Raw genomic sequence first — 13,937 nt, forward strand, 5'->3', positions numbered from 1 at the left:
ATAACATTCGCACGTTAAATTTTACTGCTATCATGGCTCCAGGGAAGGATTACCGTAAATTCCGTCCCCTTGCCAAGCTCGCTTTGTACTTGGATGTATCCACCGTGAGCCGCTGCAATCTGTTTAGCAATCGAAAGCCCCAGACCGGAGCCTCCTGTCGACCTGCCTCTTCCGCTATCCACCCGGTAGAATCGGTCGAACACATGAGGAAGCGCATCAGCAGGTATGCCCGTGCCCGTGTCCGTTATGCTTATCGCAATCTGCCCGGACAGGTCCCTCGCATCGATTCGAACCGAAATGTTTCCACCTTCCGGCGTATGCCGCAGCGCATTGGTTAACAAGTTAAGTAATACCTGCTTCAGCCGTTTCGGATCGACCAGAACCCATGCCGAATCCCGATATTCAGGCCCCTTTAACGTAACCCAGCAAGCATCCGCCTCCGGCTGTAGGAGCTCCATGAGATTGCCCAATAGCAAGTTCAGATCGGTCTTCTCTTTATATAAGACTAACTCCCCCGCTTCCGCCGTATTCAGAAGATGAAGCTCATCCACCAAATACACCAGACGCAGCACTTCGTCGTGAAGGGGAAGCAAAACTTCCGGCTTCACATCGGTTGGGGACTGCTGAATCAACTCCAGCTTGGATTGAACGATGGATAGCGGCGTCCTTAATTCATGCGCTATATCTTCGACAAGTCTTTTTCGAAGGTCCATGGCCTCTCGTAATTGGTGCGTCATGGAATTGAACGCCTCCCCAACCTGACCATACTCGTCCTTTTGCATGATCGGCACTTCCGTTGTCAAGTCTCCATCGGCCACTTTTCGCATGACCGCGATCAGTTTATGGAGCGGATGAATGATTAGACCTGAAAGCCAGTAACCCAAAACGACCACAGCGCATGCAACAAACAACGTCACCATAAGAGCTTTCATCTTCATTTCGCCAAGCACATATTTACTTAATCCCTCGAGATGCTCCCCTCCGAGGCCACCCCCGCTTCCCTCGGGAGCATACCGGGCAAACAGGCTTCCCAAGTAGCCTTGCGTTGTGCCGATATACGCGGCCGTTACAAGCATAACCAGGACGCCCATCGCCATGAATATCTTGCCGCGCACCGTCATCTCGGCTCACCGAATCGATATCCAAACCCATACACCGTTTGAATGTATTTCATATGGTCAGGATCAGGCTCAAGCTTCTTGCGCAGTTTACTGACATGAGAGTCCAAGGTGCGTTCATAATTCATGAAATCATCATCCATAGCTGCCTTCATAAGCTGCAATCGACTGAACACAACCCCCGGCCTGTTGGCCAGCGTCAGCAAGATCTTGAACTCGGTCGGAGTCAGCGGGATGAGCTCCCCGTTTCGCGTAACCTGGCATTTGGTTTCCGATATCAACAGATCTCCGCGCTGCAAGGGCGACGCCTCAACCTGGATTGGAGCCGTTCGTCTGAGAACCGAACGAATGCGGGAGGTCAGCTCCCGCAAACTGAAGGGCTTGGTTATGTAGTCATCCGCACCAAGCTCCAGGCCAATAATTTTGTCCGTTTCCTCTGATTTCGCCGTCACCATGATGATTCCACAAGCACTGGATTGCCTCAGCTCCTTGCACACTTCGATTCCGCTCTTTCCAGGCAGCATCCAATCCAGCACCACAAGCGCGGGTTGCTCTCTTCGGGCGCACTCAAGCGCATCTTGACCATTGGTTACGGCAAGAATCCGGAACCCTTCGCCCTCTAAATAAAGCTTCATCGTTTTCAGCATCGCCACTTCGTCTTCCACAAGCAACAGCGTCGTTTCCATTGCGATAACCTCTCACTTTTTAGAACCATTATAACCCGTTTCCAGCATAAGAAGTGATCCTACACAGAATGAAAAGATCATCTCCAACAGTTCTACACATTTGATCTGTACACTGAATGCAAAACAAATGTAAAGGGGCGTACACAATGGTGAGAAGCTGGCTAATGTTTGACTACGTATTAACGTTTCTAATTTTTTTTATATGGTGGATCGTCTATTACAGAGCAAAAAAGACATGCCTGCCGCAACCGAAGGAAGACCTGCTTAAGCATCTAAACAAACTTCGCTTCTGGTTGTGGCCCGCCAAAATCATGACAGGGCTTAAATTCGCTGCGGGTGCGGTGCTGTGGAATGCCGATTGGGCGTTTGTCGAAGACAAGGTGTTCATCCAGTGGCCGCTCTATGCGCTCTCGATTTCCGCCGTCTTTTTCTTCTCGCTGCCTTTATTAACGAGTCGCAAATTATCGGAGCTTCATGCAAAGTTAAACGACGGTTCAAGCGGATACCTGAACAACCGCATCCTTGCGGCGCCTTTTTCGGCAGCGTTCTACGCAGCAGCATGCTCCTGCTTATACATGTTGTTTCTCTCGCAATCTCCACTCCGATTCAGCAGTTTTATAACCGTCTGGATTGCATTCGGTATCCTGATGGGCATGGCGTGGGTTTCCTGCAGATGACAATTCAAGGAATTGCAGCATTCATTGAACATGGATCACCGTGTAACCTACAAGCAGAGACTTATCCGATTCTCATGGAAGTGCCTGCTCGTCATTGCCATCACCTCCATAATGGTTTCCGCGGGCTTGATCTCGTCCCGGCTGCCTGACCGAATGAGCATGATGGACCATGGCCGTCATGACAGCAGCGGAAGCCCCGAGAACCATAGCCATCATGGAAGTCATGCGGAAGCATCGAGCATATCTGCAGAGAATATAGAATCGATCAGTGTAGCCAGCTTGCGCGGACCGCAGACCTCAACGCCTGACCGCACATTCGAATTAAGCGCACAGAAAAAGCTGCTCACCATGCCCTCAGGCGAAACCGAAGAGGTATGGGCTTTTAACGGCCTCGTTCCCGGTCCGGAACTCCGTATTCAGGAAGGCGAGCTGGTCGAGGTTAACCTGGTCAATATCGATGTGGAGGATGGCGTTACGATCCATTGGCATGGACTAAATGTTCCGAACGGAGAAGATGGCGTGGCAGGATTAACGCAGAATGCCGTCATGCCAGGAGAACGGTTTATCTACCGGTTCATCGCGGAACAGACGGGCACATACTGGTATCATTCCCATCAGCAATCCTCGGTGCAGGTTGCCAAAGGGCTGTATGGCACGCTTGTCATCGAACCGGATGACGCTACCGTTTTGGAAGACGTCGATTTAACCGTGATGGCTCATCCGAAAGGAACGAGCAATGGAACAACGCTCACCTTAGGAGCCACGGGAAAGCTCCAGCGGCAGACCGTAATGCCGGGCAAAACCGTGAGGTTAAGATTAATCAATGCACATAACATGCCTAAAATGTTTTATTTATCGGGAGCATCCTTTAAAGTAACCTCCATTGACGGCGTGGATCTCAACGGTCCCCAGTGGATACAAAATCAAAAGCTGCTGCTGGCTGCCGGCGGACGCTACGATATTTCCTTTGCCATGCCGGATCATGCGGTATCATTGACGCATGCTGCCGATGCGATCAACGAACGGAGCGAAGCGATTGTTATGGCCGGCAATGATCGGGACCTGCCGCTTCCTGGCCGGGAGGGCCCGGTATTCAATCCGGCCAAGTACGGCACGCCGTCCTCGGTTCCTTTTGACGCCGATACCGTCTATGACCGTAACTTTACGCTTGTGCTCGACAACCGCGTGGGCTTCTATAACGGCACGATGACCAATGTGCAGACCATCAACGGTTATGTCTTTCCGAATACGCCGTCTCTCATGGTACGTGAAGGGGATATCGTAAAAATGAAGTTTGTGAATCGGGGTTTCATGGATCATCCGATGCATCTGCATGGTCACCATATTCTCGTCTTGAAGCGTAATGGAGAACCCGTCGTAGGAAGTCCCTGGTGGACGGATACGCTGAATGTAGCGCCAGGCGAGACGTATGAAGCAGCGTTTGAAGCCGACAACCCGGGACTTTGGATGGATCACTGCCACAATTTGGACCATGCCGCGGCCGGGATGTCGATGCATCTCATGTATGAGGGGGTTTACACGCCTTACGAAATCGGGAGTGCCACCGTAAATAAACACGAATGAACAAAAAACAAGCGCCGATCACCAGGCTTCCGGAGCCAGCGGTAATCGAGCGCTTGTTTGCAATTGTTAATACTAGCTAAGCCTCTAAATATTCACCTTATACCCTAAAGCCAGTTCATCCCCGGGAAGCCCACGGATTCCCCAGTTGTGCTGCGGTGTTTCGAAAATCGTAATCTCCACGTCCTGGGAAGAAACATGCAGCGTATGCTGAATCCGCTCGAACAACAATCGAATCAGCTGTTTCTTAGCCTCCACCGTCCGGCCTTCAAATATGCTGATCTCGATCACCGTGTAACGATCCGTTCTCCCGTCAGGGAAGTAGAAATCCTCCCGACTCATGGGAAAAAAACGATGAAATTTCTTATCCGCCGGAAGTTCAAATGCGTCTACCACGCACGAATGTATCACTTCCGACAGCTGCTCCTTCACCGGGTTCAGCCGCTCCCGGAAGCCGTAAATTTTGATCTGTGCCATGCTCTGCTCATCTCCTCTAATCTCATCTAAACTAAAGGCTATGTCACCTTGTCGTTATATTCGTTTCAGGCTGTAAATAATCCTTCCTGCCCCGTCCCTATTCCCCCGTCTGGAACTGCTTCTTTGCCCACTCGACATAGGACGGATGGCTTCGGATCAATTCTTCATGCGTGCCGCTTCCCGTAATATGACCCTTCTCAAGCACAATAATCTGGTCCGCCTCGACGACGGTCGATAACCGATGGGCAATGACCACGGTCGTTCGTTCCACCATCAGATTGTTCAGCGCCTTCTGCACTTCGTGCTCGGAGTCGCTGTCCAGGCTTGCCGTCGCTTCATCCAGCAGCAGGATGTCCGGCTTCCGCAGCAAAGCCCTTGCAATCGCCACCCGTTGGCGCTGACCTCCGGATAACTGGATGCCCCGCTCCCCAACCTCCGTGTCGTACCCTCTCGGCAAGGCCTCGATAAACCCTTCCGCGTACGCGAGCCGCGCTGCTTCCGCAATCTCCTCGTCGGAGACCGGCTCCTCCCGTCCATAAACGATATTGTCCCGGATCGTTCCGGTCATGAGCGGGCTGTCCTGGGACACATATCCGAGCTTTCGGCGCCAGGACTCCAGCGTATAATCGCGGATTGCTTCCGAACCGAAGCAAATCTCCCCGCCGGATGGCGCATAGAAACGCTCGATCAAGGAAAAAACCGTGGTTTTGCCGCTGCCGCTGGGCCCGACCAGGGCAGTGACCTTCTTGGCTGGAATGGAAAAGGTTACGTCGGACAGAATGGTTTCACCTTCATGGTAAGCAAACGTAACCTTTTTGAATTCAACGTCCCGATGACCTTCCGGTGCCAGCCGCACCGCACGATGATCGCTCTCCGGTTCGAATTCAAGAATAAGCCGCAATCTCTCGGTTGCCGCCATCACCTTCTGGAGCTGGGAGTAAAACGTGGCGAACTGGCTGAAAGGAAACATAATTTGGAAGAGCAGCAGGATAAACGATACCAGCTCGCCGGCGCTGAGCGCACCGGAAGAAACGCGAACGCCGCCGTATCCGATGATGACCACCAGCAGAACGACCATGACCATCGACATCAACGGAATCAGAACCGAGTTAATCTTGGCTTCCTTCATGCCGAAACGGTACAGGCTGTCCATATCCTCATACCCGCTTTTCTCCTCCCTCCGCTCTGCATTGGAGGCTTTCACCAGCCTGATCTCGCCGATCACCTGGGTCAGCATGGCGGACAGCTGGGCCAGCTGTCCATACATGCTGATGGAGATTTTGTACATTTTTCCGCCGATGGGCATCAAAATGCCGAACCCGACCGGAACGGCAATCAGGATGATGAGGGTCATCCGCCAATCCAGGTAAAACAGGATCGCAACAGCCCCCAAAACGGTCAGCAGATTCGAGCAAAAAGCGATCAGATGATCCGTGATCAGCGTCTTTACTTCATTCGTATCGTTGGTTACACGGCTCATCGTCTCGGCCGAGCGATGCTTGTCGAAGAACGGAACCGGCAGGGCCAGCACCTTCGTCCAGAGCCGTTTCCGAATTTTGTTCACCGTCTGGTTCCCGACATAGGCAAGCATATAATACGAAAGACCACTGGCCACGGCTTCCAGCAGGAAGAGGACGGCCAGAAAGCCGACCATGCGAATATTAAACGCATCTGCGGCGAAATTATCGATGAGCTGGCCGGTGATGAGCGGGACGATAAGTCCCGTCACCGCCCCGACCAAACTTAATACGATCGCCAGAAAGAGCACCAGCTTCGGAATGCCCGAAGAACGCAGCAGCTTGATAAAATATCGAACCGTGGTTTTTGTTACCTTGCCTCTCTCATCTACGGTTTGCTCCATTCCGACTTCCTCCCTTCTCGTTCAACCCGTCACATATAGATTTCTTTGATAAAGCGGCCGGTAAACGAGGCTTCCACTGCAGCCACTTCTTCGGGTGTTCCTGACGCCACCAGCGAGCCGCCGGCTGCTCCCCCGCCAGGCCCGATATCGATGATCCAATCGGAATTCCAGATCAGGTCCAGATTGTGCTCAACCAAAATCACGGTGTTCCCCGCATCCACCAAACGGTTTAACAGAACGAGAAGCTGCCGGACATCGCCCGGGTGAAGTCCGGTCGAGGGTTCGTCCAGCAAATAGAGCGTGTGGTTTTTCGTTTTTTTACTCAGTTCCTTTGCTAATTTGATCCGCTGTCCCTCGCCGCCCGACAGGGTGCTCACCGATTGTCCCCACTTCAAATATCCAAGTCCGACATCGCAGAGCAGCCGGGTCAATTCCATGATCTTTGGCTTCACTTCCAGCAGGGCAAGACTTTCCTCAATCGTCATATCCAGAATATCGGAAATGGTGTAACCGTTAAAAGTCACCCGGAGAACCTCTTCCTTGAAGCGCTTGCCCTTGCAGTCCGGGCAGCGTACTTCCAGCTCCGGCAGAAAGTGCATATGCACGGACACGACGCCAAGGCCTTGGCATGTCTCACAGCGTCCGCCTTGCGTATTAAAAGAGAAGTGCTTGGCCGTCAGTTGATTCTGTTTAGCTTCCGGCAAGCTGGCGTACCAGTTTCTGATATGAGTGTAAACATCCGTATAGGTAGCAATGTTAGAGCGCTGCATTCGGGATACCGGCGATTGGTCAACCTTGATCAGCTGTCCCACCGATTCCCAGCCCGTGATGGCTTTGCAGCGGATTGGAGTTGATTGATCGCTTCCGGATTCCGCCAGAAGATCAAATAAAAGCGTGGATTTACCAGATCCCGATACGCCTGTCACCGATATGAGACAGCCTAGCGGGAAAGAGGTCGTAATATGTTTCAGATTTCTCAGATGTGCATTCTCGATCGTCAGCAGGCTGCCGTTTCCGGTCCTCCGCCGACTCGGAGCCGCCAACATCGTGGGATCCCGGAAATACGATCCGGTCACGGACTCGGGATTCCCTATCAATTCCTCCAGCGTTCCTTGACCGACGACCGTGCCGCCCATCGTTCCCGCACCCGGTCCGATATCAATGATATGATCGGCGGCCCGCATCACTTCTTCGTCATGCTCGATGACAAGCACCGTGTTGCCGAGATCCCTCAGTTGCTTCAGAACCTGGATAAGTCCCCTGGTATCTTTGGGATGCAGACCCGTCGTCGGTTCGTCCAAAATGTACAGCACGCCCGTGAGGCCGGAGCCCAGAATCGATGCGAGCCGAAGCCTCTGAGCTTCCCCGCCCGACATCGTGACGACCTGCCTCTCCATGGACATGTAACCTAGCCCGACATCCATGATGCGCTTTAGTCTCACGACGGAATCATAAATGAGCGGTTCCACGATCGTTAATTGGTCCGCCGTCAGCTTCTTCAGCAGCGCCTCCATCCAATTCAGCGCTTCCCCGATCGACCATGCGTTAACTTCGTTAATGGAGACGCCGTCAATCCGGACGCGTCGGCTGTCCTCCTTCAGCTTCGTTCCGTGGCAATCCGGGCAGACATGCTCATGAAACAGGGACGCTTCCCCGGACTCGCTCCCCTTCTCCCGGTACCTTCTCCATATTCCGGTGACTACGCCCTCGTACTTGCCTTGTCCTACGGACTTCGGCGGCTTCACGTCAGGAAAATGCCGGCTGAACGGCTCACTCTCCACGCCATAATACAGGAGATCGCGCTGAACGTCGCCATAATCCCGAAGCGGCATAAACTCATCGAACACAAACCCGTAATACTTGGCTGCTGCTTTCAGAATGCTGATGTTATAATCGGTAAGAGCGCTGTACCATATTGCCACCCCGCCGTCTCTTAGGCTCAAATCAAGCTGGAACACGGCTTCCATGTTCAGGCTGACCGTTTGACCGAGTCCGCTGCACGTTTCGCATGCGCCTTCCGGCTTGTTAAAGGAAAAATGCGACATCGTCAATTTGTCGAGACCATGACCGCATCGCCTACAATGAACCGTCTCGTGGGAATCGCTGATTTCTTCCTCGTCAGAAGGACCGTGATAGGCTTCTCCGTCCACACTCGGTATCACCTTGTCGCCGCAGGAAGGACAGCTTCGTTCCCCCAGCTTGGCAAACAGAATCCGGAGCAGCGTATAGATATCCGTCACCGTTCCGATGGTGGATCTCGGGTTCCGGTTCGTAATGTGCTGACCCACGCTGATCGACGGGGAGAGCCCTTCAATCGAATCCACCTTCGGCTTGCTGACCGTGTCCGACACCATGCCCATGGATTCCATGTACTGCCGCTGACATTCCCGCTGCAGCGTATCCATGGCAAGCGTGGACTTGCCCGAGCCGGACGGACCTGTCATGACGACCAGTTTGTATTTGGGAATCTCAAGCGAAACATTTTTCAGATTGTTCTCCCTGGCACCGCGAATCTTAATCGTTCCTTCCATCTTCCCTACCTCCTTCATTTTACAAACCCATCTTACAACATTGATGCAAGTACAAAATTTCAAACCTGCGAAGGTTGCTCCACCACTGTTTTCAACGGCGAAAGCCGTCACGGAGCTTTAAGGTTTATGTACAATGTTTGAAGCCCTGTTGGTTGTCTGTGCACCGCAATTGACTTTATAATAGGCTATGAATATCTACGCTACGTATCGTGTTTTCAGAGGAGAGGTACCCATGCCGAAAAAAATCGCACCCGAATTTTATTTTATTGGCAACCATCCCGTGCTGGATTTCGTGAATACCAAGATCGCTGTCAACGCTCAGCCGCTGGATTTGCTGGATACTTTCGATTCTTTAATGGATTGGATGGTGAAGGCGAACCTGCTGTCGGAGGCGGAACGCAACCTGCGCAAGGCGGTATATAACGGCAACGAGGAGGAAGCCCGGATCGTGGAGTCCGCCAGATTGCTCCGCGACCACCTCTTTCATCTGATTCAGCCGGGCACTGCGAACGAGAGTTCAACGGAAGCAAGCCTGCAGTTCATTAACGGGCTGCTGAAGGAGCAAATCATGCGCACCGTGCTCGTGGCCGAAGGCAGCGCGTACAGCCGCAAAAGCCGGATGCTTTTTCGGAAGCCGCTGGACCTGCTGAGCCCGATCGCCGCATCTGCCGTTGATTTTTTAACGACCCATGACTTGAAGCTGGTGAAAAAATGCGAAAATCCGGCGTGCGTGCTTCGCTTTTACGACAATAGCAAAAACGGCACAAGGCGCTGGTGCAGCCCCAAAACATGCGGAAACCGCATGAAGGTCGCTGCCTATCTGGAGCGTCAGAAACAACAAACGAAGGAATCTTAGATAAATCGTCTAAGATTCCTTTTTTAATACCCAAAATAAAGCTTTACAGGTTAATATTCGGGATATATAATACCCTTAAATTAGTTATGATGGTTAATAAAAAGGAAGGAAGTGTTCTACAAATAAATGACGACCAGTCCAAAGGATCTACATAGCAATCGCTTCATAAAAAAATCGCAGGTATTCAAGGAGGCGTTTATCCAATGGAACATAAAATCCAGTATCATCCGGCTCAAATCAACGGTTTGGACATTTTTTACCGTGAAGCAGGAGCTCCCGGCTCGCCTGTCGTATTACTGCTGCATGGTTTCCCGACTTCCAGCCATATGTATCGTCAATTGATTCCGTCCCTTGCCGATCAGTATCATGTGATCGCACCTGATTATCCGGGATTTGGTTACAGCAGCGCGCCAGACCATGATCAGTTCCGTTACAGCTTTGACCATTTCAGTCAGCTCATCGAAGAATTGCTGGCACAATTAAATATCCAGACCTTCTATATGTACTTGATGGACTATGGTGCACCCGTCGGGTTCCGGATCGCGGCGCGACATCCCGAGCGGATCCGAGGCCTGATCATTCAGAACGGGAACGCCTACGATGAGGGACTCGAAGAATTCTGGAATCCCATTAAAGCTTATTGGGAAGATCCGGCAAACCCGGATAAACGCGAGGCTCTGCGCTGGCTTACCAGCATCGAGGCAACGAAGTGGCAGTATACGCATGGTGTCGATGACGCCTCCCTCATCAGCCCGGACACCTATACCTTGGATCAAGCGCTGCTCGACCGTCCCGGCAATCAGGAAATTCAACTGGATTTGTTCCTGGATTACGGATCGAATCCTCCCTTGTATCCGGCTTGGCAGCAATATTTCCGCAATGCTCAGCCGCCAACCCTGATTGTGTGGGGGCAAGGCGACCACATCTTCCCTGAGAACGGAGCCCATCCGTATCTGCGTGATTTGCCTCATGCCGAGCTGCATCTTCTAAAGGGTGCCGGTCATTTTGCATTGGAATCCCATGGACCGGAAATCGTTCAATACATTCGGGCATTTTTGGAACGGCAATGATTCTGAGCATGATTCACACCCAAGGTGATAGGTTATTTTTTCATCCGTCTTTTCTCGGAAACGCACTTCATGATACAATCCCCCAATAAGTAAGGATTCAGGCAGATCCGGATGAAGTAGGGGGGACATCATGGGCATCCGACCGATTGATATCGCCAAGAAACTCGGGATTACCACAAGTGCGCTCAAGCACTATGAGAAATGGGGAATTGTCCCTCCTGCCGAGCGTGCGCCGAACGGCTACCGGTTATATACCGAGGAGCATGCCGCTTATTTCGAGTGCATCCGCGCCATGTTTCCCGGTTTCGGCGTAGACGTGACGAAGCAAGTCATGAAGAAGCTGCAGGAAAGGGAGCTGGATGATGCGCTCTGGATCGTAAGCGAGGTGCAAGCCCGCCTCCAGCAGGATAAAATCCTTGCGGAGCGGACCATCCGCATTCTGGAAACGGAGCAGCTTGACGCAGTCGATGCCCGAGGCCGCAAGAAAGAGCTGACCATCGGGGAGGTTGCGGCCGAGATCGGCGTTCCCTCCTCGGCCATCCGCCATTGGGAGAAGGAAGGCGTCCTTATTCTGCCGCGGGATCAGGATAACGGCTACCGGAAATTCGATGGTGCCCAAATCCGGCAGATTATGATCATTCGGATTCTCCGCTCAGCCAATTACCCGCTTGAAGTCATCAAGGACGTCCTGCATGAGCTCGAGCATCATCAGGTTCATAACGCCAGACGGGTGCTCAAGGACACGCTGGTGTACCTCAATCACCTCAATCATAACCAGATACGTGGCGTGCACTACTTATATCAATTGTGCCAAGTATTGAAGTTAATGTAATCCGCTATCCATTCGCACATTGGTTATTGCTGTAACAAAAAAACAAACCCGGAGCCTCATCCGGGTTTGTTTGTGTGTATGTGCCGCTTATGGATTAACCTTGATGGAACCGACCGAGGTCGTCAGGGATATTTTCGCTCCGCCGCCGTTGACGTCGCTCTGTCCCCGGCTTGCTCCTGTAATCTGTCCAAGCTCGGTTTCGGTATTCAGCGTATATTTCATGGACGGCGCGAACGCAGCGGTGATGCTGCCTGCCGATGTGTTGGCCGTCAGCGAGCCGTCAGGGTCGATCTGCCCAATATCCAGCTTGATGCTGCCCGCTTCGGATACGATCCTGGAGCTGCCCGTGATTTCCGTTTGGTTGAGTTGAACTTCCCCGGCTCCCAGCTGCAGCTCGAAAGCCCCCTTCAGCTCGTTCACCCTTACCTTCCCGACATCATTCTTGATACGGATATTCTGCAGGGCTTCCGGTACCTCGATCACATAATCGATCATGAATCCGGAATCGCCGAACTGCTTCTGCGACCAGTCCCACAGGCTAATGCCGGAGTCGTCTCTAGGATGCGTCCTTAATTCCAGCATGCCATCCTGGAGCGCCAAGGAGGTAGCGGCCTGCTCCGTCACCCGGGTGCGAATGTTATCGTTCTTGAAAAAACTTTCGTTGAACCACACGGTTGTTTTCACGTTGACCTCGCTACCGGGTACCGCGATAAGCTCGATATTGCCTACGGCATGGTCGATGACCAGTCCCTCGGCCGTGCCGGCTTCCTGAGCCGTCGTCCATTCGAACTCCTTCCCTTCCCGTTTTACTTGATCGCTGATGGCTATCGCCGATTCGCCGGCTAGGTTCCCGATTTGCGCTAATTTATCAAGCTCCCGGTTTACGGCTTCATCGGCATTTTGGGCAGCATCGCATCCGACCAGCACGGCAAATATCAACAGCGACGAAATTTTCACGGCCATCATGCTCTGTTTTCTCTTCAAATCCTCCACGTCCATTCCTGTTTATGTATATGTCCATTATATCGTGGAGGAAAAAGTTCACACTCTGCCGCGGACCAGTTTCTTCCTGGACCTTAGTCTGGGACGCCCCCTCCGTCTTTTGTATGACGCTGCACGTACGGATCATTCTTCCAATCGCTGTTGCCCCCAAATTTCAATCATGGTTTTGTAACGGTAGAAATTCGGGGACCAAGCTAAAAAAAAGAAAAGGGAGTTCCGGCAGTAAAAGATCTACTCTTGGAACAACCCTTTTCTCTGAAATCATGCGCGGATCTCATGGCTGGTCTATCCGCAGCACGACCTTTCCCCGGACATGACCGGATTCCACGGCACGATGCGCCTCAGCAGCTTCGCTCAGCGAGAACGTCTGCGACACATGGATTTTCACCTTCCCTTGTTCATACATTTGGACCAGTTCCGCTAATCGATCCTTGGATCGCTGGCTGCGGATCGGACGCACCCCCAATTCTTCTACCAGATCGAAAGCCACGATCGTTCCGATGCGGCTCCGGTCGCCGACAAGCGCCACCGAGGCCCGCAGCGCTTCTTCGCCGGCGGCATCAAGCGCGGCTGTCACTCCCTCGGGGGCGCAAGCCTTGACCCGGTCTACAAGGCCTGGTCCATAAACAACGGGAACGGCGCCCAGCGAACGAAGATAATCATGATTTCGCTCGCTTGCGGTACCGATGACCCGCGCTCCCCAGGCTCGTGCGATCTGGACGGCAAAAGAGCCGACTCCCCCCGCTGCCGCATGAATCAAAACCGTATCCTTATGGCCAACCCCTAGCATCCCAAGTGCCGTATGGGCGGTTTGCCCCGATGCGGTCAAGGCACCCGCTTCCTCCCATGGCATCGAATCGGGTTTCCGTACAACTTGGTCTGCGCTGACCACGACATATTCAGCGTAGCAGGCGAGTAATGACCAGCCAATGACGCCATCCCCAATTTCAAAGTTCGTCACTCCCTCTCCGACCTGATCAACCGTTCCGGCGAATTCGTTGCCGAGGATTTGCGGCATCCGCAATGTCACCCCGGGCGGCGCCCAGCCGCTTCCCCTGATTCCGCAGTCGGCCGGCTGCACGCCAGCCGCCTTGACGTTAACTCTTATCTGGCCGTTGCCGGCCTGAGGATCTTCGAAGTCCATAACGCGCAAAACTTCCGGCGGTCCAATCGTACTGAACGCAGCGGCTCTCATAACGATCATCCTTTCATGCATCCCTTGATCTTGTTTCTGAGACCATTCTAT

At 52.7% G+C, this 13,937-nt stretch carries 12 protein-coding genes; 5 read left to right on the forward strand and 7 right to left on the reverse strand.

The genetic code is table 11. The features are described 5' to 3' along the window. Positions 1-14: 14 nt before the first annotated feature. The gene (locus AC3RCL_RS23130; RefSeq protein ID WP_492532217.1) at positions 15-1,121 is read right to left on the reverse strand and encodes a HAMP domain-containing sensor histidine kinase; all 1,107 of its coding nucleotides are present in this window, start codon (positions 1,119-1,121) and stop codon (positions 15-17) included. Beyond that, on the reverse strand, positions 1,118-1,804 hold the full coding sequence (locus tag AC3RCL_RS23135) for a response regulator transcription factor (RefSeq protein ID WP_492532219.1): 687 nt from the start codon (positions 1,802-1,804) through the stop codon (positions 1,118-1,120). The genes AC3RCL_RS23130 and AC3RCL_RS23135 overlap by 4 nt, the downstream gene beginning before the upstream one ends. Before the next feature lie 146 nt (positions 1,805-1,950). Here AC3RCL_RS23135 and AC3RCL_RS23140 point away from each other — a divergent pair, with 146 nt between their 5' ends. Both AC3RCL_RS23140 and AC3RCL_RS23145 read left to right on the forward strand, forming a co-directional pair. Beyond that, a complete protein-coding gene (locus AC3RCL_RS23140; protein ID WP_492532221.1) occupies positions 1,951-2,481 on the forward strand; it encodes a hypothetical protein in 531 nt (176 codons plus the stop codon). A gap of 30 nt (positions 2,482-2,511) precedes the next feature. Continuing rightward, on the forward strand, positions 2,512-4,065 hold the full coding sequence (locus AC3RCL_RS23145; RefSeq protein ID WP_492536451.1) for a multicopper oxidase family protein: 1,554 nt from the start codon (positions 2,512-2,514) through the stop codon (positions 4,063-4,065). Positions 4,066-4,149: 84 nt separating this feature from the next. Here AC3RCL_RS23145 and AC3RCL_RS23150 read toward each other — a convergent pair whose 3' ends face one another. The 3 genes from AC3RCL_RS23150 to uvrA form a co-directional block, all read right to left on the reverse strand. Then, entirely contained in the window at positions 4,150-4,539 is a 390-nt protein-coding gene (locus tag AC3RCL_RS23150; RefSeq protein ID WP_492532223.1) for a tautomerase family protein, read from the reverse strand. A 97-nt stretch (positions 4,540-4,636) separates the two neighbouring features. Beyond that, on the reverse strand, positions 4,637-6,400 hold the full coding sequence (locus AC3RCL_RS23155) for an ABC transporter ATP-binding protein (protein WP_492532225.1): 1,764 nt from the start codon (positions 6,398-6,400) through the stop codon (positions 4,637-4,639). Between the two features lie 29 nt (positions 6,401-6,429). Beyond that, on the reverse strand, positions 6,430-8,931 hold the full coding sequence (uvrA, locus tag AC3RCL_RS23160; protein WP_492532227.1) for an excinuclease ABC subunit UvrA: 2,502 nt from the start codon (positions 8,929-8,931) through the stop codon (positions 6,430-6,432). Positions 8,932-9,163: 232 nt separating this feature from the next. Between uvrA and AC3RCL_RS23165 the strand changes: the two genes are divergently transcribed. From AC3RCL_RS23165 to AC3RCL_RS23175, 3 genes are all read left to right on the forward strand, one after another. After that, positions 9,164-9,787 carry a CGNR zinc finger domain-containing protein gene (locus tag AC3RCL_RS23165; protein ID WP_452520148.1) on the forward strand — a complete coding sequence of 208 codons (624 nt, stop codon included), beginning with the start codon at positions 9,164-9,166 and terminating at the stop codon, positions 9,785-9,787. Between the two features lie 203 nt (positions 9,788-9,990). After that, positions 9,991-10,857 (forward strand): alpha/beta fold hydrolase, encoded by an 867-nt coding sequence (locus AC3RCL_RS23170; protein WP_492532230.1) that lies wholly within the window; start codon positions 9,991-9,993, stop codon positions 10,855-10,857. Between the two features lie 130 nt (positions 10,858-10,987). Next, positions 10,988-11,689 (forward strand): MerR family transcriptional regulator, encoded by a 702-nt coding sequence (locus tag AC3RCL_RS23175; RefSeq protein WP_492532232.1) that lies wholly within the window; start codon positions 10,988-10,990, stop codon positions 11,687-11,689. Positions 11,690-11,776: 87 nt separating this feature from the next. On the opposite strand, the gene AC3RCL_RS23180 is transcribed toward AC3RCL_RS23175, so the two are convergent. Both AC3RCL_RS23180 and AC3RCL_RS23185 read right to left on the reverse strand, forming a co-directional pair. Beyond that, positions 11,777-12,682 carry a DUF4097 family beta strand repeat-containing protein gene (locus AC3RCL_RS23180; protein ID WP_492532234.1) on the reverse strand — a complete coding sequence of 302 codons (906 nt, stop codon included), beginning with the start codon at positions 12,680-12,682 and terminating at the stop codon, positions 11,777-11,779. A 283-nt stretch (positions 12,683-12,965) separates the two neighbouring features. Beyond that, on the reverse strand, positions 12,966-13,886 hold the full coding sequence (locus tag AC3RCL_RS23185) for an NADP-dependent oxidoreductase (RefSeq protein ID WP_492536453.1): 921 nt from the start codon (positions 13,884-13,886) through the stop codon (positions 12,966-12,968). Positions 13,887-13,937 lie beyond the last annotated feature (51 nt).

Source organism: Paenibacillus sp. MT86 (genome assembly GCF_058792535.1).

Excerpts from the sequence above, each read along its gene's own strand:
- AC3RCL_RS23140 (WP_492532221.1), top strand. The coding sequence starts at position 1,951 with ATGGTGAGAAGCTGGCTAATGTTTGACTACGTATTAACGTTTCTAATT.
- AC3RCL_RS23135 (WP_492532219.1), bottom strand. The coding sequence starts at position 1,804 with ATGGAAACGACGCTGTTGCTTGTGGAAGACGAAGTGGCGATGCTGAAA.
- AC3RCL_RS23170 (WP_492532230.1), top strand. The coding sequence starts at position 9,991 with ATGGAACATAAAATCCAGTATCATCCGGCTCAAATCAACGGTTTGGAC.
- AC3RCL_RS23145 (WP_492536451.1), top strand. The coding sequence starts at position 2,512 with ATGGATCACCGTGTAACCTACAAGCAGAGACTTATCCGATTCTCATGG.
- AC3RCL_RS23150 (WP_492532223.1), bottom strand. The coding sequence starts at position 4,539 with ATGGCACAGATCAAAATTTACGGCTTCCGGGAGCGGCTGAACCCGGTG.
- AC3RCL_RS23155 (WP_492532225.1), bottom strand. The coding sequence starts at position 6,400 with ATGGAGCAAACCGTAGATGAGAGAGGCAAGGTAACAAAAACCACGGTT.
- AC3RCL_RS23185 (WP_492536453.1), bottom strand. The coding sequence starts at position 13,886 with ATGAGAGCCGCTGCGTTCAGTACGATTGGACCGCCGGAAGTTTTGCGC.
- uvrA (WP_492532227.1), bottom strand. The coding sequence starts at position 8,931 with ATGGAAGGAACGATTAAGATTCGCGGTGCCAGGGAGAACAATCTGAAA.
- AC3RCL_RS23130 (WP_492532217.1), bottom strand. The coding sequence starts at position 1,121 with ATGACGGTGCGCGGCAAGATATTCATGGCGATGGGCGTCCTGGTTATG.
- AC3RCL_RS23165 (WP_452520148.1), top strand. The coding sequence starts at position 9,164 with ATGCCGAAAAAAATCGCACCCGAATTTTATTTTATTGGCAACCATCCC.
- AC3RCL_RS23175 (WP_492532232.1), top strand. The coding sequence starts at position 10,988 with ATGGGCATCCGACCGATTGATATCGCCAAGAAACTCGGGATTACCACA.